Annotated in this window: 22 protein-coding genes; 13 read left to right on the top strand and 9 right to left on the bottom strand. The window is 67.0% G+C overall.

The genetic code is table 11. The annotated features are described in order from the left end of the window. Nucleotides 1–40: 40 nt before the first annotated feature. The 5 genes from ACXAGF_RS12805 to ACXAGF_RS12785 all read right to left on the bottom strand — a co-directional run bounded on the left by ACXAGF_RS12805 (nucleotide 41) and on the right by ACXAGF_RS12785 (nucleotide 5,138). Entirely contained in the window at nucleotides 41–1,093 is a 1,053-nt protein-coding gene (locus tag ACXAGF_RS12805) for a dipeptidase (protein ID WP_475017585.1), read from the bottom strand. Nucleotides 1,094–1,268: 175 nt separating this feature from the next. Continuing rightward, nucleotides 1,269–2,441: an N-acetylglucosamine-6-phosphate deacetylase gene (gene nagA, locus ACXAGF_RS12800; RefSeq protein ID WP_475017584.1), complete on the bottom strand. Its 1,173-nt coding sequence runs from the start codon at nucleotides 2,439–2,441 to the stop codon at nucleotides 1,269–1,271. Beyond that, entirely contained in the window at nucleotides 2,438–3,460 is a 1,023-nt protein-coding gene (locus ACXAGF_RS12795) for an SIS domain-containing protein (RefSeq protein WP_475017582.1), read from the bottom strand. The genes nagA and ACXAGF_RS12795 overlap by 4 nt, the downstream gene beginning before the upstream one ends. A 29-nt stretch (nucleotides 3,461–3,489) precedes the next feature. Then, nucleotides 3,490–4,254: a GntR family transcriptional regulator gene (locus ACXAGF_RS12790; protein WP_475017580.1), complete on the bottom strand. Its 765-nt coding sequence runs from the start codon at nucleotides 4,252–4,254 to the stop codon at nucleotides 3,490–3,492. Continuing rightward, nucleotides 4,251–5,138, bottom strand: a complete 888-nt coding sequence (locus tag ACXAGF_RS12785) for a glucosamine kinase nucleotide-binding domain-containing protein (protein WP_475017578.1) — start codon at nucleotides 5,136–5,138, stop codon at nucleotides 4,251–4,253. The genes ACXAGF_RS12790 and ACXAGF_RS12785 overlap by 4 nt, the downstream gene beginning before the upstream one ends. A 198-nt stretch (nucleotides 5,139–5,336) precedes the next feature. Between ACXAGF_RS12785 and ACXAGF_RS12780 the strand changes: the two genes are divergently transcribed. The 9 genes from ACXAGF_RS12780 to ACXAGF_RS12740 all read left to right on the top strand — a co-directional run bounded on the left by ACXAGF_RS12780 (nucleotide 5,337) and on the right by ACXAGF_RS12740 (nucleotide 17,053). Further along, nucleotides 5,337–6,230 (top strand): N-acetylmuramic acid 6-phosphate etherase, encoded by an 894-nt coding sequence (locus ACXAGF_RS12780; protein ID WP_475017576.1) that lies wholly within the window; start codon nucleotides 5,337–5,339, stop codon nucleotides 6,228–6,230. Nucleotides 6,231–6,272: 42 nt separating this feature from the next. Then, the gene (locus ACXAGF_RS12775; RefSeq protein WP_475017574.1) at nucleotides 6,273–7,532 is read left to right on the top strand and encodes an ABC transporter substrate-binding protein; all 1,260 of its coding nucleotides are present in this window, start codon (nucleotides 6,273–6,275) and stop codon (nucleotides 7,530–7,532) included. Between the two features lie 341 nt (nucleotides 7,533–7,873). After that, entirely contained in the window at nucleotides 7,874–8,824 is a 951-nt protein-coding gene (locus ACXAGF_RS12770) for a carbohydrate ABC transporter permease (RefSeq protein WP_475017572.1), read from the top strand. 12 nt (nucleotides 8,825–8,836) lie between these two features. Continuing rightward, the gene (locus ACXAGF_RS12765; protein ID WP_475017570.1) at nucleotides 8,837–9,676 is read left to right on the top strand and encodes a carbohydrate ABC transporter permease; all 840 of its coding nucleotides are present in this window, start codon (nucleotides 8,837–8,839) and stop codon (nucleotides 9,674–9,676) included. Further along, on the top strand, nucleotides 9,673–10,737 hold the full coding sequence (locus tag ACXAGF_RS12760) for a Gfo/Idh/MocA family protein (protein ID WP_475017567.1): 1,065 nt from the start codon (nucleotides 9,673–9,675) through the stop codon (nucleotides 10,735–10,737). The genes ACXAGF_RS12765 and ACXAGF_RS12760 overlap by 4 nt, the downstream gene beginning before the upstream one ends. 13 nt (nucleotides 10,738–10,750) lie before the next feature. Continuing rightward, entirely contained in the window at nucleotides 10,751–11,752 is a 1,002-nt protein-coding gene (locus ACXAGF_RS12755) for an ABC transporter ATP-binding protein (RefSeq protein WP_475017565.1), read from the top strand. 190 nt (nucleotides 11,753–11,942) lie between these two features. Further along, nucleotides 11,943–13,214, top strand: coding sequence for an efflux RND transporter periplasmic adaptor subunit (locus tag ACXAGF_RS12750; RefSeq protein ID WP_475017563.1), 1,272 nt, complete (start codon nucleotides 11,943–11,945; stop codon nucleotides 13,212–13,214). Nucleotides 13,215–13,225: 11 nt separating this feature from the next. Continuing rightward, entirely contained in the window at nucleotides 13,226–16,366 is a 3,141-nt protein-coding gene (locus tag ACXAGF_RS12745; protein ID WP_475017562.1) for a multidrug efflux RND transporter permease subunit, read from the top strand. A gap of 48 nt (nucleotides 16,367–16,414) precedes the next feature. Then, entirely contained in the window at nucleotides 16,415–17,053 is a 639-nt protein-coding gene (locus ACXAGF_RS12740) for a TetR family transcriptional regulator (RefSeq protein WP_475017560.1), read from the top strand. Between the two features lie 124 nt (nucleotides 17,054–17,177). On the opposite strand, the gene ACXAGF_RS12735 is transcribed toward ACXAGF_RS12740, so the two are convergent. The 4 genes from ACXAGF_RS12735 to ACXAGF_RS12720 are packed head-to-tail and all read right to left on the bottom strand — an operon-like array spanning nucleotide 17,178 to nucleotide 21,900. Further along, complete coding sequence (locus ACXAGF_RS12735) at nucleotides 17,178–17,438, bottom strand: hypothetical protein (protein ID WP_475017558.1); 261 nt, start codon at nucleotides 17,436–17,438, stop codon at nucleotides 17,178–17,180. A 10-nt stretch (nucleotides 17,439–17,448) separates the two neighbouring features. Then, nucleotides 17,449–18,687: an aminomethyl transferase family protein gene (locus ACXAGF_RS12730; RefSeq protein ID WP_475017556.1), complete on the bottom strand. Its 1,239-nt coding sequence runs from the start codon at nucleotides 18,685–18,687 to the stop codon at nucleotides 17,449–17,451. Continuing rightward, nucleotides 18,684–20,294, bottom strand: coding sequence for a phytoene desaturase family protein (locus tag ACXAGF_RS12725; protein ID WP_475017554.1), 1,611 nt, complete (start codon nucleotides 20,292–20,294; stop codon nucleotides 18,684–18,686). The genes ACXAGF_RS12730 and ACXAGF_RS12725 overlap by 4 nt, the downstream gene beginning before the upstream one ends. Continuing rightward, nucleotides 20,281–21,900, bottom strand: a complete 1,620-nt coding sequence (locus tag ACXAGF_RS12720; RefSeq protein WP_475017553.1) for a phytoene desaturase family protein — start codon at nucleotides 21,898–21,900, stop codon at nucleotides 20,281–20,283. The genes ACXAGF_RS12725 and ACXAGF_RS12720 overlap by 14 nt, the downstream gene beginning before the upstream one ends. Before the next feature lie 159 nt (nucleotides 21,901–22,059). Here ACXAGF_RS12720 and ACXAGF_RS12715 point away from each other — a divergent pair, with 159 nt between their 5' ends. From ACXAGF_RS12715 to ACXAGF_RS12700, 4 genes are read left to right on the top strand one after another with little or no spacing between them, the layout of a single operon-like run. Next, nucleotides 22,060–22,875: a class I SAM-dependent methyltransferase gene (locus ACXAGF_RS12715; RefSeq protein ID WP_475017551.1), complete on the top strand. Its 816-nt coding sequence runs from the start codon at nucleotides 22,060–22,062 to the stop codon at nucleotides 22,873–22,875. A gap of 29 nt (nucleotides 22,876–22,904) precedes the next feature. Next, nucleotides 22,905–23,576: a TetR family transcriptional regulator C-terminal domain-containing protein gene (locus tag ACXAGF_RS12710; protein WP_475019280.1), complete on the top strand. Its 672-nt coding sequence runs from the start codon at nucleotides 22,905–22,907 to the stop codon at nucleotides 23,574–23,576. Between the two features lie 22 nt (nucleotides 23,577–23,598). Next, the gene (locus tag ACXAGF_RS12705) at nucleotides 23,599–24,684 is read left to right on the top strand and encodes an extracellular solute-binding protein (protein ID WP_475017549.1); all 1,086 of its coding nucleotides are present in this window, start codon (nucleotides 23,599–23,601) and stop codon (nucleotides 24,682–24,684) included. Next, complete coding sequence (locus ACXAGF_RS12700) at nucleotides 24,684–25,946, top strand: flavin monoamine oxidase family protein (protein WP_475017547.1); 1,263 nt, start codon at nucleotides 24,684–24,686, stop codon at nucleotides 25,944–25,946. Before ACXAGF_RS12705 ends, ACXAGF_RS12700 begins: the two co-directional genes overlap by 1 nt. Nucleotides 25,947–26,058: the final 112 nt, after the last annotated feature.

Here is a 26,058-nt window from a genome sequence, read left to right as displayed (position 1 = left end):
TTGTTCCCTCTGTTCTGGTTCGCATTGCAGGATTGGGCCGTCAGGCTTCATGCCATGCCTGCCCAAGCACTCTCAGCCAGTTCTCCCGGCATATCTTGGCGAGGTCGTCCGCGCCGTATCCCGCCGCCGCCAGCGCTGCGACGAGGTTCTGGTTGCCGGCGGCGTCGCCGACCCCGGCGGGAATCGTCGCGCCGTCGAAGTCGGATCCGAGCGCGACGCAGTCGATGCCCATGCGCCCGACCATGTGGTCGACGTGGCGGACCATGTCGGAGAGCGGCGTTGCCGCGTCCTCCTGACCGTCGGCGCGCAGCATGGTGGTCGCGTAGTTGAGCCCGACGAGGCCGCGCCGCTCGCGTATCGCGTCCATCTGCCGGCAGGTGAGGTTGCGCGCGACCGGCGTCAGCGCGTGCGCGTTCGAGTGGCTCGCGACCAGCGGCTGGTCCGAGGTCTCGGCCACGTCCCAGAAGCCCTTCTCGGTGATGTGCGACAGGTCGATCAGGATGCCGAGGCGGTTGCAGGCCCGCACCAGGTCGAAACCGGCCTCGGTCAGCCCGGGACCGGTGTCGGGCGACATCGGGTAGGCGAAGGGCACCCCGTGGCCGAAGATGTTGTGACGGCTCCAGACCGGGCCGAGCGAGCGCAGGCCCGCGGCATGGAACGTCTCGAGGGCGATCAGGTCGCGGTCGATCGCCTCGCAGCCCTCCATGTGCAGCACCGCGGCAAACGTGCCCCTGGCGAAGGCGGCGCGGATCTCGGCGGTCGTGCGGCACAGGCTCCAGGCCCCGGCCCGGTCGAGCCGGAAGGCTATCGCGGCCATGGCGAGCGCGATATCGAGCGAGGGCTGGCGTTGCAGCGGCGGCTCGAGCGGCGTTGAATAGTGGCCGTTGCCGTCGGGGCGGCGCAACTCGAAATGGCCGGAGGAGATGTAGATGGCGCAGAGGCCGCCGGCGAGGCCGCCGGCGCTGGCGCGCGGGCCGTCGATATGGCCCTGATCGGTGCCGTCCCTGAACTCGGCGACGGGATCGCTCCCGCTCTGCATGGTGGTGAGCAGCCGGAGCAGCACATCGTTGTGCCCGTCGAAAACCAGTTGCATGCCGGTCCCTGTACTTGACGGCAGCGACCCTTGCCCGGACACGCCACGGGGATGAATGCGGCCTCGTCGAGGCCGCCTTGCCGCCGCGGAGAAATCCTGGAAGTTTCCCTGCCGGGATGCGAAGGCCGGATCCTAGATCCGAAAAGCGGCCCGCGGCAAGAGGTGAAATCGATTTCTACCAGCTTGACTCGGCAAGGTAGGCCGGCCGGCCACCGATAAAGGTGGCGCGGACGCCAAGACCTGCGTCCAGCGCCACGAAATCGGCGTCGTGGCCATGCGTCAGCCGCCCCTTGCGCCCCGTCATGCCGATCGCCTCGGCCGGGTAGAGCGAGGCCATTCGCAGCGCCTCCTCGAGTTCCAGCCCGACCTGTTCGTGCATGAAGCGAACGCAGGCGATCATGTCGATGTCGGCGCCGGCGAGCGTGCCGTCGGCGAGCGTCAACCGACCGTCCTTGCGGAAGATCTGCCGGCCGTTGAGCGTGAAGCTCGTCATGTCGGTACCGATGGTGGACATTGCGTCGGTGACGAGGAAGATCCGTCCCGGTCCCTTCTTCGAGCGCAGTGCGATGCCGATCGATACCGGGTCGACGTGAAAGCCGTCGGCGATCAGGCCGGCATTGAGATGACCGAGATCGAGCGCACCGCCGACCATGCCGGGCTCGCGGTGACCGAGCGGGCTCATGGCGTTGAACAGGTGCGTCACCATGCTGGCACCGGCGACGACCGCGTCGCTGACGGCGGCATAGCTGCTGTCGGAGTGGCCGAGGCTGACGGTGACGCCGGCTTCCGAAAGCGCGGTGATCTGCGTGCTGGTCACGCTTTCGGGGGCGACGGTGGTCAACAGCGCCTCAAGCTTGCCGCGCGCCTCGATCGTGCGAGCGAGGTCGTCCGCCTCCATCGGGCGTATGAGCTTCGGGTCGTGGGCGCCCTTGCGGGCGATCGAAAGGTGCGGTCCTTCGAGATGGAGGCCGAGGAAGCCCGGTACCTCGGCCTGTCGCGCCGCGATGCCGGCGGCGATGGCGCGGCCGGTGATCTCGCGGGTGTCGGTGATCAGCGTCGGCAGCAGGGCGGTGGTGCCGAAGCGGGCGTGGGCGGCGCAGATGGTGCGGATGCCGTCGACATCGGTCCGCTCGTTCAGGAGGACCCCGCCGCCGCCGTTGACCTGCAGGTCGACGAAACCCGGCACGAGCCAGGCCGCGTCGAGGTCTCGGACCTTGGCCGAGGCGGGAACCTCGCCACGGGCGAGAATGCCCTCAATCTTGCCGCCGCCGACAAGCAGGGCGGCGTCGTCGTGCCACAGGTCGCCATCGAAGATCCGGGCGGCGAGGATTGCCGTCTGCGCGCTCATTTCGTCTCCGTCACTTTCTTGAGGCCGGCCGGCTGGTCGGGGTTGAGGCCGCGGGCGCGCGACCAGGCCTCGACGAAGCCGTAGAACGGCACGATCAGCGCCACCGCGTCGGTAATCGGGTGGCCCGTGGCGATGAAGGGCAACTGCTTGGCGAGGCGCGCTTCGGTCGAGGTGGCGCAGGCATAGGCGCCGCGCTCGGCCAGCCCGTCGGCCATGCCGGTCACCGACTGCTCCGCCGCGTCGCGGGCGGCGAGCGCGATCACCGGGAAGGCCGGGCCGACCAGCGCCACGGGGCCGTGCAGGACCTCGGCGGAGGAGTAGGCCTCCGCGTGCAGGCCGGAGGTCTCCTTGAACTTCAGCGCCGCCTCGCTGGCGATGGCAAGGCCGGGACCGCGGCCGAGGACGTAGAGCGACCTAGCTTCCTCAAGGTCGGCGATCAACCCGCTCCAGTCGAGCGTGACCGCCTTGCCGAGATGCTCGGGCAGTGCCCGCACGGCGGTGCCCAGCGCCACGTCCGCGGTCCACTCGGCGAGGATGGCGAGACCGGCGACGATGGAGTTCACGTAGGACTTCGTCGCCGCCACGCTCAGTTCCGGCCCGGCGCAAATGTCGAGAGGATGGCCGCAGGCCTCCGCAAGCGGCGAGGGCAGGGTATTGGTCAGCGCCATCGAGGTCGCGCCGGCTTCGGTCGCGGCCCTTGCCATGGCGACGATGTCGGGGCTCTTGCCGGACTGGGAAATGGCGATGGCCGCCGCGCCGTCGAGTTTCAGCTTCGCGCCATAGATGGAGGCGAGCGAGGGGCCGAGCGAGGCGACCGGCCGGCCGGCGGTCAGCTCGATCGCATATTTCAGGAACAGGGCAGCGTGGTCGGAGGAGCCGCGGGCGATCGTGACGAAGAAGCGTGGGTCGGCCGCCTTCAGCGCCGCGCCGGCCCTGGCGATCGCCTCGGCCTGGTGCTCCAGCACGCGGGCGGCGGCTTCCGGGATCTCGTTGATTTCGCGGCGCATGTTGGTCAGCATCGTCTTCTCTTTCCGTTGGGGCGGGCGGGTCAGGCTTCCGACAGCGTCAGTTCCGCCACGAAGTCATAGGCATCGCCGCGATAGAGCGAGCGGGTGAATTCGACCACCTTGCCGGAGGCAAGATAGGAGACGCGCTCGATCGAAAGGCCGGCCGCGCCGGCCGCGACGCCGAGCATGGCTGCGTCAGGATCCTTGATGTTGTAGGCGGAAATGCGCTGCACGGCGCGGACCGGCCGGCAACCGCGCTGTTCGAGCGCGGCATAGAGCGAGCCGGTGACCTGGCCCGGGTCGGGCAGGAACTCGGACGAGATGCAGGCGCGCTCGATCGCAAGCGGCATGTCGTCGGCGATGCGCAGGCGACCAAGCCGGGCGACCAGCGCGTCGGCGGGCAGGCCGAGGATCATCATTTCGTCCGGCGAGGGATGGAACAGGCCGCGATCGAGCCATTGGGCGCGGGTATTGAGCCCGCGGCGGGCCATGTCCTCGGTGAAAGAGGTCAGGCGCGACAGCGACTGCTGCACCTTCGACACCGGCTTGACGACGAAGGTGCCTGAACCGTGCCGGCGCACCAGCAGGCCGTCCTTGACGAGATCGTCCACCGCCTTGCGCACGGTGACGCGGCTGATGTTGGCGTAGTCGGCGAGGTCGCGTTCCGGCGGCAGCGCATCGCCGTGGTTCAGCTTGCCCGAGTTGATAGCGTCTTCCAGCGTCTGGCGCAGCTTCAGGTACAGCGGGCCGGAGCCGCCGGCCTGCAGGCGCTCGGGCGACAGGATGGTGGCGAGGAGGTCGGTCATGAAAGCGCTCCGCGGCCTTGCCCGAAGCGCTTGGCGGCCAGGGCGACGGCTCCCGTCAGCGCGTCGGCCTGTGGCTCCACGAGCATGGCGCGGTGACGGGGCTCGAGAAAGGGCGGGTACAGCGGCGCCAGGCCGCCAAGCAGGCACAGACGCTCGTCGCCGCCGATCCTGGTGATCGCGTCGAGCGCCTCGTTGACGGACTTCGCCGCGGCTGCCACCAACGCCAGCGCACCGGGATCCTTCCCTTCGGCGTGCTGGAAGACAAGGGGTGCATAGCGGCCGAAGTCACCCGGCTTGGACAGGCGGGCGAACTCGACCATCGCCGTCGGGTCGTTCTTGAATTCGGCAAGGATCGCGCCCGTCACCGCGGATGGCGGATGAATGCCGTCATGGGCGAGCAGGGCCTCCTGCAGCAATGCGTGTCCGAGTCGGGCGCCGCCGCCGAGATCGCCGATCGTGAAGCCCCAGCCGCCGATATAGTGTACCCTGCCAGCCTTGCGGGCCATGAAAACGGTGCCGGTGCCGAGGATCGCCACCGAGCCTTCGGCATCGCCGATCGCGCCCTGCAGGGCGATCAGGCCGTCCGAGTCGATGTCCGTGTGGCGGAAGGGCAGGCGCTCGCGCACGTAGAGCGTGAGGTTGCCGACGTTGGTGCCTGCCAGGCCGAGGAAGGCGGCGGCGTTTGCGATCTCCTCCACCGGAATGCCGGCCTCTCGGAATGCCGCCTGTGCGGCCTCGGTGATGCTGATGATGGCATTGTTCGGGTCGGTAAGGATGTTGGCGGCGCCGCTCTTGCCACGGCCGAGGATCGCGCCCCGCGGGTCCGCGACCGCCGCGCGGCAGCTGGTGCCGCCGCCGTCTATGCCGATGATGAGCTCTGCCATGGGGTACCTCCGATGAAAACAATACCAAAAAAATACCATTAACCAAGCGGAAATCCGAGGTATGCTGCGGGCATTCTCATAAACAATTGAAAGTAAATATATTTTTTGTTTGGTGGCATTTTTCTGCCATCAAAAGTTAATTTCCTATAGACAATTGGTATTTTTTTGGCATTAAATCCTCGGCGAGGAGACCGAACCATGGCAGCAGGCCGAACCGAAGCCAGACATGAGCACGCCGCAGGATTGGACGAGCGCGAACCGGTCGCGGTGCTGAGGGTCCTGGCATCCGCGCAGCAGGCGGCCGCGGCCGCCGTTGATGCGGCGATCGATGATATCGCCGCCGCGGCGAGGATCGCGGCGAATGCGCTGCGCTCGGGCGGCCGGCTCGTCTATGTCGGTGCCGGGAGTTCCGGGCTGATGGCGATGGCGGACGCACTCGAGCTGCCGGGCACCTATGGCATTTCCCGCGAGCGCATCGTCATCCTGCTTGCCGGCGGCGCCGCGAGCCTCGAGGATCTCGCCGGCGGCTACGAGGACGACCGGGCGCTCGCCGTTGCCGATGCGGGGCGCGCCGTGATCGGCAAGGGCGACTGCGTGATCTGCGTGACGGCGAGCGGCTCGACGCCCTATGCGATCGCCATCGCCGAACACGCCCGCGAGCGGGGGGCGCAGGTGATCGCGTTCGCCAACAATGCGGGCGCGCCGCTGTTTGCCAGTGCTGACGTTTCGGTGCTGTTGCCGACGCCGCCCGAAGTCATCGCCGGGTCCACGCGCATGGGGGCCGGGACGGCGCAGAAGATCGCCTTCAACATGCTGTCGACCCTGGTCGGCATCGAACTCGGCCATGTCCATGACGGCTATATGGTCAATCTCAAGGCCGACAACATCAAGCTGAAGGGGCGCGCCAGCCGCATCGTCGCCGACATCGCCGGTGTCGGGATCGCCGAGGCGGAAGTGCTGCTCGAGCGATCGGCGGGCTCGGTCAAGGCGGCGGTGCTGATCGCCGCCGGTGCCCCGGATCTCACCGCGGCGCAGGCCGCACTCGACAATTCCGGGCAGAGCCTGCGGCGTGCCCTGAAGACCATCCGATAACGGGAACGCGCCAGCGTGCGCACAAATGGGGAGACCACTGTTATGACTCGCAACGCAATCAAGGGCTTGCTCCTTGCCACGAGCATCCTCGGCACCGCCGGGCTGGCGCAGGCGCAGGACACCACGCTGACGATCGATAGCTGGCGCAACGACGACCTTCCGATTTGGCAAGAGAAGATCATCCCGGCCTTCGAAGCGAAGAACCCCGGCATCAAGGTAAAGTTTGCACCGACTGCGCCGACCGAGTACGATGCCGCGACAGATGCAAAGCTTGCCGCAGGCTCTGCCGGCGACCTGATCACCTGCCGTCCATTCGATAAGTCGCTCGCCCTGTTCCAGCGTGGCGACCTCGCCAACCTCAACGACTTGCCGGGCATGGAGAACTTCTCCGACGTCGCCAGGTCCGCCTGGACCACGGACGACGGCTCGGCCACCTTCTGCGTGCCGATGGCCTCGGTCATCCACGGCTTCATCTACAACAAGGATGCCTTCGACCAGCTCGGCATTGCCGTACCGGCGACGGAAGAGGAGTTCTTCGCCGCCCTCGAGAAGATCAAGGCCGACGGCAACTACATCCCGATGGCGATGGGCACCAAGGACCTCTGGGAGGCCGCCACCATGGGCTACCAGAACATCGGTCCCAACTACTGGAAGGGCGAGGAAGGCCGCCTGGCGCTGATCAAGGGCGAGCAGAAGCTGACCGACCCGCAGTGGCTCGAGCCCTATGCGGCGCTTGCCAAGTGGAAGGACTATCTCGGCGACGGCTTCGAGGCGCAGACCTACCCGGACAGCCAGAACCTGTTCACGCTCGGCCGGGCTGCGGTCTACCCGGCCGGCTCCTGGGAAATCGGCCTGTTCAACAGCCAGGCGCAGTTCCAGATGGGCGCGTTCCCGCCGCCGGTCAAGAACGCCGGCGACACCTGCTACATCTCCGACCACAACGACATCGGCATCGGCCTGAACGCCAAGAGCGGCAATGCGGAGGCAGCAAAGAAGTTCCTCTCCTTCGTCGCCTCGCCGGAGTTCGCCGAGATCTACGCCAACTCGCTGCCGGGCTTCTTCAGCCTGAACTCGACGGCCGTGAAGATGGCCGATCCGCTGGCGCAGGAATTCGTGTCCTGGCGCGAGAAGTGCAAGCCGACGATCCGCTCGACCTACCAGATCCTGTCGCGCGGCACGCCGAACCTGGAGAACGAGACCTGGACGGCCTCGGCCAACGTCATCAACGGCACGCAGACGCCGGAAGACGCCGCCAAGAAGCTGCAGGACGGCCTCGACAGCTGGTACAAGCCGGCCAACTAAGGCGACGGGGCGGGCGCCGAGGCGCCCGCGGCGCCAGCCATCTCCCCGCAGCGGGGGGATGGCCCTTGCACAGAGGTCGCCGCTCCCGCGGGAACGGCGGCCGGGGCGGTATTGTCCTATCCCGCCGATGGCGGGAACAGGATACCGGCTGGGGATGAAGGGGCATTCGTGCGCCCCGCCGATCGCGGTCCGAGGTCCGCGCCATCCCCGCGAAAACGTGTAAGCTGATCTGCAACCGCCGGCCCAGCCGGCGCGGCCTCACGCGGCAAGACCGGTCGCGTGACGGCTCCCGCATTGGGCGGGCAACATCGAACGAACGGTCGGGACAGCGGGCAGGAGCCATGACGGACGCCACACTCTCTCAGGTTGAAATCGAAGCCGTGCGACGGCCGCGACGCTGGCACATCGGCGTCTTCCTGCTGCCGGGTCTCGTCGTCTACACGGCGGTGATGATCCTGCCGCTGTTCGAGACGCTGCGGCTGTCGTTCTACAACACCGTCGACGGCCAGTATGTCTTCGTCGGCTTCGACAATTTCCGGACCCTCTTCGGCGACGCACGCTGGGCGGCCGACTTCTGGAACGCGCTGAAGAACAACTTCATTTTCTTCGTCATCCACATGTTGGTGCAGAACCCGATCGGGATCGCGCTGGCGGCACTGCTGTCGCTGCCCAAGCTGCGCTTCACCGCCTTCTACCGCACCGCCATCTTCCTGCCGACGCTGCTTTCCTTCGTCATCGTCGGCTTCATCTGGAAGCTGATCCTGTCGCCGATCTGGGGCGTGTCGCCCTATCTGATGGACCTCGTCGGGCTGAAGTCGCTGTTCGCGCCCTGGCTCGGCCGTCCCGGCTCGGCTTTGATCGCCGTCTCGCTGATCTCGGTCTGGCAGTATGTCGGCATCCCGATGATGCTGATCTATGCGGCGCTGCTCAACATCCCCGAAGAGGTGGTCGAGGCGGCCGAATGCGACGGCATCACCGGCTGGGCGCAGTTCTTCAAGATCAAGCTGCCGCTGGTGCTGCCGGCGATCGGCATCATCTCGATCCTGACCTTCGTCGGCAACTTCAACGCCTTCGACCTGGTCTACACCGTGCAGGGCGCGCTGGCCGGGCCGGACGGATCGACGGACATCCTCGGCACGCTGCTTTACCGCACCTTCTTCGGCTTCCAGCTGCAGCTGGGCGACCCCTCGATGGGCGCGACGATCGCGACCGTGATGTTCCTGATCATCCTCGCCGGCGTCTCGCTCTACCTTTTCGTCATCCAGCGGCGCATCCGCCGCTACCAGTTCTGACAGGAGCCGACCATGTCGAAGGCACGCACGTCCCATGGCCGCATGGCGCTGGTTCACATCGCCCTGATCGCCTATACGCTGATCGCGCTCTTTCCGGTGTTCCTGACCATCATCAACTCGGTCAAGAGCCGCAACGCGATCTTCCGCAACCCGATGCAACTGCCCACCCCGGAAACGTTCGACCTTGTCGGCTATGCCACGGTGCTCGGGCAGGGGGACTTCGCCACCTACTTCCAGAACAGCCTGATCGTCACCGTCGTCTCGATTTTCTTCGTGCTGCTGTTCGGGGCGATGGCGGCGTTCGCGCTGTCGGAGTACCGTTTCCGCGGCAACACGCTGATGGGGCTGTACCTGGCGCTCGGCATCATGATCCCGATCCGGCTCGGCACTGTGGCGATCTTGCAGGGCATGGTGGCGACCGGCCTCGTCAACACGCTGACGGCGCTGGTGCTGGTCTACACCGCGCAGGGCCTGCCGCTTGCCGTCTTCATCCTGTCGGAGTTCATGCGCACGGTTTCGGACGACCTGAAGAACGCCGGGCGCATCGACGGGCTGTCGGAATACTCGATCTTCTTCCGGCTGGTGCTGCCGCTCGTGCGGCCGGCGATGGCGACCGTCGCCGTCTTCACCATGATCCCGATCTGGAACGACCTGTGGTTCCCGCTGATCCTGGCGCCCAGCGAGGCCACGAAGACGGTCACCCTCGGCTCGCAGATCTTCATCGGCCAGTTCGTCACCAACTGGAATGCGGTGCTCGCGGCGCTGTCGCTGGCGATCCTGCCGGTGCTCGTGCTCTACCTCGCCTTCTCGCGGCAGCTCATCCGCGGCATCACGTCAGGAGCAGTGAAATGACCCCTTCGTCCGCCCCGATCCGCGTGCTTGCCACCGGTCTCGGCAACATGGGCCGCAGCCATGCGCTCGCCTATCACGAAAACGCCGGCTTCGAGATCGCCGGACTCGTCAACCGCTCGACGGTCGAACTGCCGGCACCGCTGCAGCGCTACCGGGTGCTTCCGTCCTTTCCGGAGGCGCTGAAGGAACTTAAGCCGGCGCTCTGTTCGATCAACACCTACTCCGACAGCCACGCCGACTTTGCCGTCATGGCGATGGAGGCGGGGGCGCATGTCTTCGTCGAAAAGCCGCTGGCGACGACCGTCGCCGACGCGGAGCGGGTAGTCGCCTGCGCCCGGGCCAACGGCCGCAAGCTCGTGGTCGGCTACATCCTGCGCCACCATCCTTCGTGGGTGCGGCTGATCGCCGAGGCACGCAAGCTCGGCGGACCTTACGTGTTCCGCATGAACCTGAACCAGCAGTCGAGCGGCGCCACCTGGGCGACGCACCGGCAGTTGATGCGGACGACGCCGCCGATCGTCGACTGCGGCGTCCACTATGTCGACGTGATGTGCCAGATCACCGATGCCCGGCCGGTCGAGGTCCGCGGCATGGGGCTGCGCCTCTCCGACGAGATCGCGCCGGACATGTACAACTACGGGCACCTGCAGGTGCTGTTCGAGGACGGCTCGCTCGGCTGGTACGAGGCCGGCTGGGGGCCGATGATCTCGGAAACGGCCTTCTTCGTGAAGGACGTGATGTCGCCGAAGGGATCGGTGTCGATCGTCATGGATCCGCACGCCAAGTCCGACGACATCGACACGCATACCAAGACCGCGGTCATCCGCCTGCACAATGCGGACACGGGGCCGGACGGTCGCTTTCTCAACGCCGACGAGGACCTGGCGATGGCGGGCGAGCCCGGCCACCAGGAACTCTGCGACCGCGAGCAGGCCTTCGTGCTGAAGGCGATCCGCGAGGATCTCGACCTGACGCGCCACATGGATGACGCGGTGCAGTCACTGCGCATCTGCCTCGCGGCGGACGAAAGCGTGCGCAGCGGCAAGCCGGTCAAGCTCTAAGAAGGGAACATCGATGGGATCTCTGCAACTCAAATCCGTCCGCAAGTCGTTCGGCGCGGTCGACGTTCTCAAGGGCATCGACCTCGACGTGAAGGACGGTGAATTCGTCATCTTCGTCGGCCCCTCGGGCTGCGGCAAGTCGACGCTGCTGCGCATCATCGCGGGGCTCGAGGACGCGACCTCCGGCAACATCCTGATCGACGGCGCCGAAGTCAGTGCGGTGCCGCCGGCCAGGCGCGGCATCGCCATGGTGTTCCAGTCCTATGCGCTCTATCCGCATCTGACGGTCCGCGACAACATGGGCCTCGGCCTGAAGCAGGCCGGCGCACCGAAGGCGCAGGTCGAGGAGCGAACCCGGAAGGCATCGGCCATGCTGTCGCTGGAAAAGTTTCTCGACCGCCGCCCGGCCGAGCTGTCCGGTGGTCAGCGCCAGCGCGTGGCCATCGGCCGTGCCATCGTGCGCGAGCCGAAGCTGTTCCTGTTCGACGAGCCGCTGTCGAACCTCGATGCGGCGCTGCGCGTCAACACCCGGCTCGAGATCGCCAGGCTCCATCGCGAGCTGAAGGCGACGATGATCTACGTCACCCACGACCAGGTCGAGGCGATGACGCTGGCGGACAAGATCGTCGTGCTCGACGGCGGCGTGATCCAGCAGGTCGGCTCGCCGATGGAGCTCTACAATCGCCCGGCCAACCTGTTCGTCGCCGGCTTCATCGGCTCGCCCGCGATGAACTTCATCGATGCGGCGCGGCTCGGCGAGAGCGGCGCCAAGACGGTCGGCGTCCGGCCGGAGCACATGACGCTGTCGCGCGAGGGCGGCGACTGGATGGGCCGGATCGTCCATGTCGAGCACCTCGGCGCGGACACGATCGTCTATCTGGAAAGCGAGAAGGCCGGCCTTCTGACGGTGCGCCTGTTCGGAGAACACCACTACGCGCCCGATGACATCGTCTATGCCACCCCGAACGCCGGCCAGACGCATCGCTTCGACGCCAATGGCGAGGCCATACGATGAGGTCCCTCATCACAAACCCGTGATCGGGCCGGACGGCGCGCGATACGGGCGTTGCACTCTAACATTTTTTAACATACAAGCGCGTCTGTATAACGGCGGTGCGGGGAGCTTTCTGCTTCCCGCACCAAATCTTTTCAAGGCCTTCCGGCTGCATGTGCACGGCACATCCCTTTCGCGCCGGACCCCGTTTATGGACGAACCCATGCGTTTGACGAGACCTTTCGCGATTGCGACGATGTGCAGCCTGCTCGTTCTGGCCGGATGCCAGAAGGAGGAGCAAAGCCAGCAGGGGGGCGGCGGGTTTCCGCCGCCGCAGGTGGCGGTGATCACGACCGTCGCCGAAACCGTGCCGATCATCAACGAGCTGCCGGGGCGCATCGCGGCGACGCGCGTGGCGGAGGTCCGCCCCCGCGTCAGCGGTATCCTGGTCGAGCGCGTGTTCCAGCAGGGCTCGATGGTGAAGGCGGGCGACGTTCTCTACCGGATCGATCCGAAGCCTTTCCAGGTGCAGGTGGACAGCGCCGAGGGCACGCTGCGGCGCGCGAGGGCGGTTCAACTGCAGGCGCGCCAGTCGGCCGAACGCCAGGAACAGCTGAAGCGGTCGAACGTCGCCTCGGCGCAGCAGTATGACGATGCCGTGGCGCAGCTCGCCCAGGCCGATGCCGACGTGGCGATCGCCGAGGCGGGGCTCGCCACCGCACGGCTCAATCTCGAATATGCCGAGGTGAAGGCGCCGATCAGCGGCCGCATCGGCCGGGCGCTGATCACCGAGGGGGCGCTCGTCAGCTCGACCGGGACCGAGGCGCTCGCCACGATCCAGCAACTCGACCCGGTCTATGCCGACTTCACCCAGTCGGCGACAGACCTGATCCGGTTGCGCAAGGCGCTGGAGGAAGGCGACCTGATCGAGAACAACTCGGCCGACGTCCGGCTGCTGCTCGACGATGGCTCGTCCTATCCGCAGCCGGGCCGGCTGCTGTTCTCCGAGGCCGCCGTCGATGCCTCGACCGGGCAGGTCACGCTGCGCGGCGAGTTCCCGAATCCCGACAACGACCTGCTGCCCGGCATGTATGTTCGCGTTCAGATCGAGCAGGGCGCCGAGAAGGGCGTCGTGCTCGTGCCGCAGCAGGCGGTCCAGCGCGACAGCGCCGGCAACGCGCTCGTCTATGTCGTCAGCGACGACAACAAGGCCGGGATGCGGCCGGTCCGGACCGGCCGGGCCGAGGGGGCGCGGTGGATAATCACCGACGGGCTGAAGGACGGAGAGCGCGTGATCGTCGAGGGCTTCCAGAAGGTGCAGCCGGGCGGCGAGGTCGTTCCGGCCGCCTGGGAACCGGAAGCTGCGGCCCCGGCAGCAGGGGCGCCCGCCGATGAAGACGGGCAACCGAAGGCCGAAAAGGTCGACCAGACCGGCTCGATCGACGGCGACGCCAAGGCCGCCGCGGGCGAGCAGGCGAACTGAGGGTCTGAGCCATGCCAAGTTTCTTCATCGACCGGCCGATCTTTGCCTGGGTGGTGGCGATCTTCATCATGATCGCCGGCGCCATCGCCATTCCGATGCTGCCGATCTCGCAATATCCGGACGTGGCGCCGCCGCAGATCTCGATCAGCACCACCTACCAGGGCGCGTCCTCGCAGGACACCTACCAGAGCGTCACCAAGCTCATCGAGGATGAGCTGAACGGCGTCGACGGCATGCTCTACTTCGAGTCCACCTCCAGCGCGGCCGGTGCCGTCGAGATCAACGTCACCTTCGAGCCGGGCACCGATCCGAGCCAGGCCTCGGTCGACGTGCAGAACCGCATCAGCCGTGTCGAGCCGCGCCTGCCCGATTCCGTGCGCCGGCAGGGCGTGCAGGTCGAGGAGGCCGGCTCGGGCTTCCTGCTGATCATCTCGCTGACCTCGACCGACGGCGCGATGGACGCCATCGGCCTCGGCGACTACCTCAACCGCAACATCCTCAGCGAGGTCCAGCGGGTGCCGGGGGTCGGCCGCGCGCAACTGTTCGCCACGCAGCGGTCGATGCGCATCTGGCTCGATCCCGACAAGATGCTCGGGCTGAACCTCACCGCGGCCGATGTCACGGCCGCCGTGCAGGTGCAGAACGCGCAGATCCCCGCGGGCAGCATCGGCGCGCAGCCGAACCCGATCACCCAGCAGATCGCCGCCCCGGTCAACATCAAGGGCCAGCTGACGACGCCGGAGGAATTCGGCGCGATCGTGCTGCGCGCCAATGCCGACGGGTCGGCGGTGCGGCTGCGCGACGTGGCCCGCATCGAGGTCGGCGGCGAGAGCTATTCCTTCACCACCCGTCTCAACGGACAGCCGTCGGCGGCGATCGGCGTGCAGCTGGCGCCGACCGGCAACGCCATGGCGACGTCGGAGGCGATCCAGGCGCGCATGGAGGAACTGTCGAAGTTCTTCCCGCCCGGTCTCGAATACTCGATCCCCTACGACACCTCGCCGTTCGTCAAGGTGTCGATCGAGAAGGTTCTGCATACGCTCGTCGAGGCGGTGGGACTGGTGTTCATCGTGATGTTCCTGTTCCTGCAGAACATCCGCTATACGATCATCCCGACACTCGTGGTGCCGGTGGCGCTGCTCGGCACCTGTGCCGTGCTGTTCGCCATGGGCTTTTCGATCAACGTGCTGACCATGTTCGCCATGGTGCTCGCGATCGGCATCCTCGTCGACGATGCCATCATCGTGGTGGAGAACGTCGAGCGCATCATGTCGGAGGAGGGGCTGCCGCCCAAGGAGGCGACCCGCAAGGCGATGCGGCAGATCACCGGCGCCGTCATCGGCATCACGCTCGTGCTCGCCTCGGTGTTCATTCCGATGGGCTTCTTCCCCGGCGCGGTGGGCGTGATCTACCAGCAGTTCTCGCTGACGATGGTCGTGTCGATCCTGTTCTCGGCCTTCCTCGCGCTGTCCTTGACGCCGGCGCTGTGCGGCAGCTTCCTGAAGCAGGTCGAGAAGGGCCACCATCACAGCAAGGGCGGCTTCTTCGGCTGGTTCAACCGCGGGTTCGACACGACCTCGCGCAAGTACGGCGGCAGCGTCGGCTGGCTGGCGCGCCGCACCGGCCGGCTGATGGTGATCTATCTCGCCGTGCTCGCCGGCCTCGGCTACATGTTCATGAAGCTGCCGTCCTCGTTCCTTCCCGACGAGGACCAGGGCTTCGTCATTGTCATGATGCAACTGCCGTCCGAGGCCACCGGACACCGCACCGACGAGGTGATTGCCCAGACCGAGCAGATCTTCGGCCAGGAGCCGGCAGTCGACACGATCGTCGCCATCAACGGCTTCTCGTTCTTCGGTGCCGGCCAGAACGCCGGCCTTGCCTTCGTGACGCTGGACGACTGGGCCGAGCGCGGGCCGGAGAACGCCGCCCAGGCAATCGCCGGGCGCGCGACCATGGCAATGAGCCAGATCAAGGATGCGATCAGCTTCGCGCTGTCGCCGCCGCCGATCCAGGGCCTCGGCACGACGGGCGGGTTTTCGTTCCGCCTGCAGGATCGCGCCGGGCTCGGGCAGGGGGCGCTGTCGCAGGCGCGCGACCAGCTGCTCGGCCTTGCGGCGCAGAGCCCGGTCCTGGCGGGGGTCCGCTTCGAGGGCATGCCGGATGCGGCCCAGCTCGACGTCGTCATCGACCGCGAGAAGGCGAACACCTTCGGGGTCACCTTCGCCGACATCAACTCGACGATCGCCACCAACCTCGGATCGACCTATGTCAACGACTTCCCGAATGCCGGGCGCATGCAGCGCGTGACCGTCCAGGCGGACGAGAACAAGCGCATGCAGGTCGCGGACCTTCTCAATCTCAACGTCCGCAACTCGAACGGCGGCATGGTGCCGATCTCGGCCTTCGCCACGGTGGAATGGGTCAAGGCGCCGACGCAGACGGTCGGCTACAACGGCTATCCGTCGGTGCGCATCAGCGGCGACACCAAGCCGGGCTACTCCTCGGGCGACGCGATCGCCGAGATGGAGCGGCTGGCCGCGCAACTCCCGCCGGGCTTCGGCTACGAGTGGACCGGGCAGTCGCTGCAGGAGATCCAGTCGGGCTCGCAGGCGCCGATTCTGATCGCGCTGTCGTGCCTCCTGGTGTTCCTGTGCCTTGCAGCCCTCTACGAGAGCTGGTCGATCCCGATCGCGGTCATCCTCGTCGTGCCGCTCGGCGTCATCGGCGCCGTGCTCGCGGTCACCCTGCGCGACATGTCGAACGACGTCTACTTCAAGGTCGGCCTGATCGCGATCATCGGCCTGTCGGCCAAGAACGCGATCCTGATCATCGAGTTCGCCAAGGACCTGATGGCGGAGGGCAAGTCTCTGGTGGAGGCGGCGGTCGAGGCCTGCCACCTGCGCTTCCGGCCGATCCTGATGACCTCGCTCGCCTTCACCCTCGGCGTGCTGCCGCTGGCGATCGCCACCGGGGCAAGCTCGGGGAGCCAGCGGGCGATCGGCACCGGCGTGATGGGCGGCATGATCACCGCGACCGTGCTCGCCATCTTCTTCGTTCCCGTCTTCTTCGTCTTCGTGATGAAGCTGTTCGGCTATGGCAGGAAGAAACCGGAGCCGGTGGCGGAAGCGGCCCCGGCAGCCGGCGAGTAAGGCTGGATGCCCGCCGGCATGCGGCGGGTATCCCCTCTGGGGGACGAAATGCGCAGGACCAAAGCCGAAGCCGAAGCCACGCGCCAGCAGATCCTTTGCGCGGCCGAGCGGATCTTCTTCACCAAGGGTGTCTCCAACGCGACCATGGAGGACGTGGCCAGGGCCGCCGGCGTCACCCGCGGCGCGATCTACTGGCACTTCGCCAACAAGACTGACCTGTTCATGGAGCTCTACAACTCGGTGCCGCTGCCGCAGGAGGACATGGTGGCGCGCGAGCTGGAGGCCGAGAACGCCGACGCGCTGGCAGTGATTGAGCGCGTCGCCGGTGAGTGGCTCGACGCGCTGGCCGTCGACGAGCATCGCCAACGGATCCTGTCGATCCTGCTGCGCTGCGACTATTGCGGCGAGCTTGCTCCGGTGCTGCAGCGCCAGCAGCAGGTCGACGAAGGGCACATGCGCCTGCTCGAAAACGCACTCGCCCGTGCCGCCGAAGTGGGGCAGCTCTGCCCGCGCTGGACGCCGCGTTCCGGCGCCTCGGCGCTGCGCTGGCTGATCAAGGGGATGTGCAGCGAATGGCTGCTGTTCGGCCGGCGGTTCGACCTGGCTGGTGACGGGCGGGACGCCCTGCGGCGGTTCATCGACAGCCTGCGCCCTGCGGGCACGGCCGTCCAGGCGAGCGCCGGATAGGCGCGGAGCGAGGCTTTCCCTCGTTCGCCTCGCTCCGCTACGGCGCTCCGCTGGAGCGCCGGCGCAGGCGCCGAACATCCGCAAAAGGTCAGTCCCCCAGCAGACGTATATCCGGCGCCTGCGGCTAACGCGGCTCGCCGTCCAGTCTGGCGATCCAATCCTTGCCGATATTCCAACGCTTTAGCACGGTGCGTGGATCTTCTGAATCAAGCCGCGAACAGATGCGGTAGACCTCCAGCACCTCGGCGCTCAGTTCGCCCTTCTGGTAGAGCGCCATGGCCGCCGCATAGCGGGTGCGCCCTGACCAGTCGATGCCGGTCGGAGTCTTGATCAGGTTCCAGTGGTGGCGGGTTTCCTTGTCCATGTCGATATCTGCCGTTGCCATTGCCTTCCTGTCAGCGCAGCCCCGGCGGTGTCACCGTGCGGCGCGCGAGCTTGACGAAGGGGCGGGGGACGATCCTCGCGCGCTTCATCATCTTCTGGTAGCGCAGTTCGCGCAAGGCGTAGATCTCCACCCAGAGTTCGGTGGTGAACTTTGTGCCATAGGGACGGTCGAGGCTCGCGATGGCGATGTTGCGCTTGGCCGTCGGCGACCAGATCGCGGCGGTGACGAGGCCGGCCTCGTGCTTCTTGCGATGGTAGACGATTGCCTGCTCGGCGGGGATATTGTCTTCGATTTCAAGGCCTACCAGCACATGCTTGAGAGTCTGATTCCGCCGCGCCGCCAGGATCGCCCGGCGCCCGTTGAAGTTCGGCTTGTCGGGGTCGACGAGCCAGTCGAGGCCGATCTCGTCGGGCATGCGCACGCGGTCGGTGCGCAGCGCGCCCTCGGCCGTGACGAAGTCGGCATTGGCGACGATGAAACCGGCCTCGATGCGGGTGCGGTTCAGGGCCGAGTAGCCGATCGCACGCAGGCCGTGTTCGGCGCCCGCCCGCCACAGCCGGTCCCAGAGCGACAAGGCGGCCGCGCGCGGCACGAACAGTTCGTAGCCGAGGTCGCCGGTGAAGCCGGTCCGGGAGATGGTGACGGTCGCCCCGTCATGGGCGAACGTCGCGATGTCGAACGGCTTCAGCCGCGCCACGCCGGAAAAGCCCGCCTCGGCCAGCACCGCGTAGCTGGTCGGGCCCTGCAGGGCGAGGCCGGCAATCTCCTCGGTCTCCTCGCGGATCTCGACCGAAAAGCCGATCGCACTGTCGAGCAGCCAGGGCAGGTGGCGCTCCTGACAGCATAGACGGAACTCCTGCTCGCCGAGCCGGAACAGCGTGCCGTCGTCCAGCACATGGCCGTGGTCGTCGCACCAGGCGGTGTAGTGGACGCGGTTGACGCCGAGCTTGCGGACGTCGCGCAGGGTCAGGCGGTTGAGGTAGCGTTCGGCCTCGGGCCCGCTGATGCGGTATTTCACCATCGGCGAGATGTCGAACAGGGCCGCGGTGGAGCGGATCGCGAAATATTCCAGCTCCTCGTCATGCAGCGCATGCGGCGCCTTGTAGCCGGCCCAGGTGTACCAGTCGTTGACCGCGTCGAGCGCGGTCAGGCGCGGATGGAACGGTGTCTCCAGCCGGGGCGTGAGGATATGGTCGCGTGCGGCGCGGCGGCCGTCGGCGGCGTTCAGGGGCTGGGTAAGGGCGTTCATCGCTTCGCTCCTGCGTGAGAAGGGGCTCCCGAAAGAATGTGGCGCGCGGCGTTCCATCCGGCGAGACCGGAGATGCCGCCGCCGGGGTGCGCCCCGGCGCTGGCGAGGTAGAGGCCGTCGATCGGCGTCGTGTACCCCGAAGCGGCGCTTGTGGGCCGGTTGATCAGCAGCTGGTCGGCCTGCAGTTCGCCATGGTGCCAGTGGCCGCCCGGCAGGTTGTACTCCGCCTCGATGTCGCTCGGGGTGCTCAGATCGGCGGCGAGGATCGTCTTGCCGATGCCCGGCGCGTGACGCTCGAGGATGTCGAGCACGATCTTGAGAAAGGCCGGCTTGCCCGCCTCCCAACCCATCCTCAGCTTGTAGGGCGCATACTGGACCAGGGCGGAGAGGGTGCAGGCCCCGTCGGGGGCGAGCGAGGCGTCGGCGAGGCTCGGCAGCACGATCTCCATCACCGGATCCGGCGAGAACTCGCCGTACTTGGCCGGATTGAAGGCCTCGTCGACATGCGTCATCGAACGGGCGATGACGATGCGGCCGGCGTGGTCCCGGTCAGCCAGCCCGGTGAAGCGCGGCATCTGCTCCAGCGCCAGGTCGAGCTTGGCGACGTTGCCGCCGGTGCGCACGTTGCGGATCGAGCGGACGAAGCCGGTGCCGCTTTCGGCCGGATCGACGAGGCCGAGGAACGTTGCCTGCGGATGGATCGCCGAGACGATGATCGGAGCGGTGATCTCCGCGCCGTCGCCGAGGACGACGCCGCTGGCCCGACCGCGGTCGGCAAGGATGCGGCCGACGCGCGTGCCGCAACGGATGGTGACGCCGGCCTTTTCCGCCGCGCCGAGAAAGGCCGGGGCCACCGCCGCCATGCCGCCTTCCGGGATGAACTGGCCGCCGGACTTGCCGTCCACCTCGCCGGTCAACCGGTAGTACAGGCCGAGCAGCGATGTCGGCGAGCGCGGGCCGAGGTGGATGCCGAGCGTGGCGTCGAAGGAAAGCAGCGCCTGCAGGCGGTCGTCGTCCAGATATTCATCGGCGACGTCGGCGACGTTCATCAGCAGCATGCGCAGGAAGTCGCGCCCCTCGGCCCGTCCTCTTCGGATCAGCCCGAAGCCGGCCGAGGCGAGCGTCGAGATGTCGCCGATGCCGATGGCGCCGAGCTGCGGCGGCGGGCGACGCAGGAAGCGCTTCAGGATGCCGGCCTGGTAGACGAGCTTGTCGCGCAGCCGGCCGAAGGCCGCTGCCTCTTCGGCGGAGACGCCGTCGATCGTCTCGCCATAGGCGCCGCGCAAGACGGCCGGCTCGTTCGTGCCGTCGAGCACTGAGGTCGGCATGGCCGGGCCGGACCGGGGCGCCAGCGCCAGCCCGAGGTCGCGGGCGACTTCGGGATCGAGCCTGTTGACCAGGTGGGCGAGGCCGGCGGAGCGGAAGCCGGGCGCGAATTCCCTTCCGCGGGCGGCGCCGCCCGGCGCGTTGGCGGCCTCGAGCACGAGCACCTTGCGGCCGCTCTTGCCGAGCTTGGCGGCGGCCGCCAGGCCGTTGTGGCCGGCGCCGATGACGATCGCGTCGTAGGTGGTGGGGGCAGTTTTTGCGGGCGCATCAAATGACGTCATGGGCCTTGCTCATCTGTTCGGGGCTGCGCTTCAGGTCGCGGAGGATTTCCATGGCGGCGTTGCGTCCGGGCGCACCCATGACACCACCGCCGGGATGGGTCGAGGAGCCGCACATGTACAGGCCGGCGATCGGGCTGCGGTACTGGGCGTAGCCCGGCACCGGACGGTTGAACAGCAACTGGTCGAAGGTCAGTTCGCCCTGGAAGATGTTGCCTTCGGTGAGGCCGACCTCGTTCTCGAGCTCGCGCGGCGTGCGCACCTCCATGTGGACGATGCGCTCGCGGAAACCGGGCGAGTAGTCGGCGATCTGGCTGATGACCGTCTCGGCGAAGGCGTCGCGGTCGGCATCCGTCCACTCCCGGCCCTCGACCTTCACCGGGCAGTACTGCACGAAGCAGCTCATGAAGTGCTTGCCGGGCGAGGTCATCGTCGGGTCGAGCGTTGTCGGGATCATCGTGTCGAGCATGGGATCGGCCGACCAGCGTCCGGCCTTCCAATCGTCATAGGCCCGCTCCATCCGCTCGATCGAATCGGTGAAATGCAGGTCGCCGCGGATGCAGGTCGAGCCGGCCGGCAGGGCCGGGAACTCGGGCAGGCTGTCGAGCGCTATGTTCACCTTGCCGGACGAGCCGCGCATCTTGAAGTGCTTGACCCGGTGGACGAAGTCCTGCGGCAGGGTGTTCTCGTCGACGAGCTTGAGGAAGGTCCGCTTCACGTCGGCATTCGAGACGACGAGGTTGGCGCGCACCTCCTCGCCGCTGGCGAGGACGACGCCGGTGGTCCGGCCGCCGCGGCTGAGGATCTTCGTGACCTCGGCGTCGGTTCGAATCGTTCCGCCGACGGATTCGAACGAGCGCATCAGTGCCTGGGTCACGGCCCCCATGCCGCCGCGGGCGTATCCCCAGGCGCCGACAGAGCCGTCGACCTCGCCCATGTAGTGGTGGAGCAGGACATAGGCCGTGCCGGGCGACATCGGGCCGAGAGCGGTGCCGATGATGCCGGAGATCGCCAGATAGGCCTTGATGACGTCGGTCTCGAAATACTCGTCGAGGAAATCGGAAATCGACATCGTCCAGAAGCGCAATGTCTCGGCCATCTCATTCGGGCTGAACTCGCCGAACTTCCTTGCCAGGTAGAGCAGTTCGGAAAGGTCGCGCGGGCGGAAACCGAACGGATCCGGCGCCGTGCGCATCAATAGCGGCTGGATGAAGCGACACTGGCGGGTGACGTCGCGGGCATAGCGCTCATAGGCTTCGGCGTCGCGCCTCGAGTAGCGGGCGAACTCGCGGCGATGGCTGTCGTGATCGCGGTAGGAGGCGAGATAGTCGCCGTCGCGGGTCAGGACCGCGCCGCCCTCGTAGGCGACGACCTGCAGGCCGTGCCGGGGCAACTCGAGGTCACGCATGATCTCCGGCCGGAACAGCGAACAGACATAGGAGCAGTTGGAGTACAGGAAGCCCGGGGTCAGTTCGCGGCTCGTCGCCGCGCCGCCGACCCAGCCGTTCTTTTCGAGCACCGCGACGTTCAGTCCGGCCCTCTGCAGGTAGCAGGCGGTGACCAGGCCGTTATGGCCGCCGCCCACGATCAGCACATCGTATTTCTGCATCTAACGTTCTCCCTCAGTAACCAAAAGGCTGCATCAAAGACAATGTCTTGTCCAGATATTTTGAATGAGCATTCAGCAAGTGTGTTGCAATCCTCTGATAATTCGCTAGAATTTCGTGCATCTGGTGAACGGGAATGCGCAGCCGGGCAGGGAGGCCTCATGACGGCAGCAGATCAGTCGCAGCCGGAGCACGCGCCGGAATATGACGAGCCGGCGATCCGCTTCCTCGAGGTGATGTGGGGCGAGGGCTACCTTTCGCCCGGCGGCTCGGCCGAGGTCGACCGCGTGCTGGCGGGCCTCGACCTGGCGGACAAGCGCGTGCTCGATTTCGGCTGCGGCGCGGGCGGCGTCTCGCTTCATATCGCCAGGACCTACGGCACTGCCGAGGTCGTCGGCTACGATGTCGAGCAGCCGGTGGTCGAGCATGCGCGCGCGGCGGCGGAGCGCGAGGGGCTGGCCGCGCGCACCCGCTTCATCGCCAATCCGCCGGGGCGCCTGCCATTCGATGACGGAACGTTCGATCTTGTCTTTTCCAAGGACGCGATGGTGCATGTGCCGGACAAGGAGTGGCTGTTCGGCGAACTGTTCCGCGTGTTGAAGCCCGGCGGCAGGCTGGCCGCTTCGGACTGGCTGATCTCGCATGACGGCGAGCCGTCGGCGGAAATGAGTCAATACATCGCCGCCGAGGGGCTGAGCTTCGGCATGGCCTCGCCGCAGCGATACCTCGCCGCGATGACGGCTGCCGGCTTCGTTGAGGCCACGGCGACAAGCCGCAACGCATGGTATCGCGAGACCGCGCGCGGGGAACTGGAAAGGCTGAAGGGATCGCTCCGCGCCGCGGCCGTTGCCGCCGTCGGCGAGGAATACGTCGCCAAGAACATCCGCACCTGGGAAGCCATGCAGAAGGTGCTTGACAGCGGCGAGCATTGTCCCACTCATCTTCGCGGCAGCAAGCCGGCCGGAGGCCGTCCGTGAGCGAACCGCTGCAGAACGTTAGGACGAGAATGACGGTGAAGATGCGAGCGAGTGCGGCGCAAAAGGAAACGGCGGAGATCGAGAAGAAGGGCCGCAAGGCCTCCAAGGAGACGAGGCGGCTGCAACTGATCGAGGCGACGATCGATTCGCTGGCACGGCGCGGCTATGCCGAGACGACACTCGCCGACGTGGCCGACGGTGCGGGACTGTCCCGCGGCATCGTCAACTTCCACTTCGAGAGCAAGGAAAAGCTGCTCGTCGCCACCCTGCAGTACATGGCGGACGAATATGCCAATCACTGGTACTCGTCGCTGGACAGGGCCGGAGATCGCGCCGCCGACAAGCTTTGGGCGCTCGTTGCCGCGGACTTCGACCGCAAGATCTGCACCAAGCGAAAGCTTGCGGCCTGGTGCGCCTTCTGGGGCGAGGCGAAGTCCCGCCCCACCTATCAGGCGCTGTGCGGCGCCCGCGACGTGAAGTACCAGGAGACGGTGATCTCGCTGTGCGCCAGCCTCAAGCAGGAGGGCGGCTACGACTTTGCCGCGGAGGCGATCGCCCTGGCCGTCTCGTCGATGCTGGAAGGTCTGTGGTTGCGACTGATGATGGGAGACGGACTGACCCGGGAAAAGGCGCACGAGGCTGCCATCGAGGCGATCGTCGCAATGTTTCCGAAGCACATCGCGCGGGAAGGGCCCAAATAATCAACCAAGAAGGGGAATGAGCATGAGCATCAGCAATTCGAACAGGGCGCGCAGCCTGATCACAGCCGGCCTTGCGGCCGCACTTTCGATCTCGACCGCCATGCCGGCGATGGCCGGCGACGGGCTCACCCTCTTCGAGTGGTCTGGCTACGAGGACCCCGAGATCCGCCCCGCCTATACCGAAAAGCACGGCGAGCCGGACTTTGCCTATTTCGGCGACGAGGAAGAGGCGTTCCAGAAGCTTCGATCCGGTTTCAAGGCCGACCTCAGCCATCCCTGCTCGCAAAGCGTCGTCAAATGGCGGGAGGCGGGCCTGATCGAGCCGCTCGACACCTCCAAGCTGAAGTACTGGGACGACATCCTGCCCGGCTTCAAGTCCATGAAGGACCTGATGACAACGCCGGACGGAACCGCCTGGATGCTTCCGTTCGACTGGGGCAACACGGTGCTGACCTATCGCAGCGATAATGTGAAGCCGGAGGAGATCGAGTCGCTGCACGCCTTCGCCGATCCGAAGTTCAAGGATCGCGTGTCGATCGGTGACAGCGTCGACGATGCCTATGCGCTCGCCAGCCTCGCGATCGGCGTCAAGGACTGGACGACGATGACCGACGAGCAGTTCAAGGAGGCGTCGGCCTTCCTGCGCGACGTACACAAGAACGTCCGGCTCTACTGGACCGACAACACCGAGCTCAGCCAGGCGATGGCGAGCGGCGAGGTCGATCTCGCCTGGGCCTGGAACGACACGTCGACGCAACTGCAGGCCGACAACGTGCCGGTCGCGATCAAGAAGGACACGAAGGAGGGGCTGTCGACCTGGGTTTGCGGCTTCGTCCGCCTCAAGGGCGGCGAAGGCAGCGAGGAGAAGGCCTACGACTACCTCAATGCCGTCACCGACCCGGCGGTGTCGAACTACATGGTCGAGGCCTGGGGCTACGGCCACTCCAACGCCAAGGGCATGGCGGGCGTCGATTCGGCCATGCTCGAGCAGAAGGGGTATGGCGACATCGACGCGTTCATGGCCGATACGCTGTTCCAGGCGCCGATGCCCAACGAATTGCGGCAGAAGATGATCGCCGAGTTCGAGAAGATCAAGTCGGGCTACTGATGTCGGTCGACGTCATTGTGGTGGGGGCCGGCTTTGCCGGCCTCTCGGCCGCGCATGCGCTGATCGCGCAGGGACGAAGCGTCCAGGTGCTCGAGGCCCGCACCCGCGTCGGCGGTCGGGTCGAGCCGGCCGTTCTCGCCGATGGCATCCGCGTGGACGCCGGCGGCCAGTTCCTCTGCGATGACATGCCGGCCGTGGTGGCGCTGGTCCGCCGCTACGGAAAGACGCTGGTGCGGGCGCCGGTGGAGGGCGAGTTCCGCGTCCAGCCGCCGACCGACGAGGCGCAACGGTGGCAGATCTACGAGGAGGCGCAGGCGCTCCGGCGGCGGGTGCGGCTCATCGATCCTGCCGATCCTGCCGTCGCCGGACTTTCCGTCGCGGACTGGCTGACAGGGCAGGGCACGAGCGCCGCCGGGGCCGGCGGATTCCGCTCGATGATCGAGGGGCTCTGGTGCCGGCCGCTGGAGAAAGTGCCGCTGTGGTACCTCGCCTCCAGCGAGCGGCGCATCATCAATACCCGGTCGGAACTGGAATATTATCTCGACGAGACCATTCATTCCCTGGCCGACGACATGGGCCGCGATCTCGGCGACAGGCTTCGGCTTGGCGCACCGGTCCGCAGTATCGCAACGACGCGTGCCGGCGTTCAGGTGCAGGCGGGTGACGACAAGATTTCGGCCGGGCGGGCGATCGTTGCGGTGCCGCCGGTGATGGCCTCGCGCATCGGCTTCGAACCGGGCCTGCCGCCGCCGCTGCGCGCGGCGCTCTCCGTCTGGGCGAGCGGAACCGTCATCAAGGCGCTGGTGCGCTACGCGCGGCCGTTCTGGCGCGCCAGCGGGGCGAACGGCATGGTGATGTGGCGCGAGCCGGCCGGCCTGTTCTGCTGCGATGTCAGTCGCGAAGGGCTGGGGCCGGCGCTGGTCGTGTTCATCGGCGGCCCGCTCGCGGTCTCCTGGCGGGCAATGTCGCGGCAGGCGCTGGAGGCGACCATCCTGGACAGGCTCACGGTCGCGCTCGGCGCCGACGCCGGCAACGCCATCGAGATCAGCCTGCGCGACTGGACCGACGACGCCTGGAGCGGCGGCGGCTACAGCGACACGATTTCGACGATGGCCACATCGGAAGCCGAGGACATCATCCGGGCCGGTGCCGGGCCGATCCAGTTCGCCTGCTCGGAGATCTCGCCGTCGTTTCCCGGTTACATCGAGGGCGCGATCATCGCAGGGCGTGCGGCGGCGCAACGGGTGTCCGACAGCACCTGAGCGGGACCGGCGAGGATCCGCTGGCATGACATGCCAACGCGTTCCCGTCGCCCCACGGTTTCGCCGCAAGCGCGGAATTCGGCGGTGCTGGTGGCAAGGTGCCGCGGGAGGA

The organism is Mycoplana sp. ABR4_002, assembly GCF_056159645.1.
This window is presented reverse-complemented; position numbering and strand designations above follow the sequence as displayed.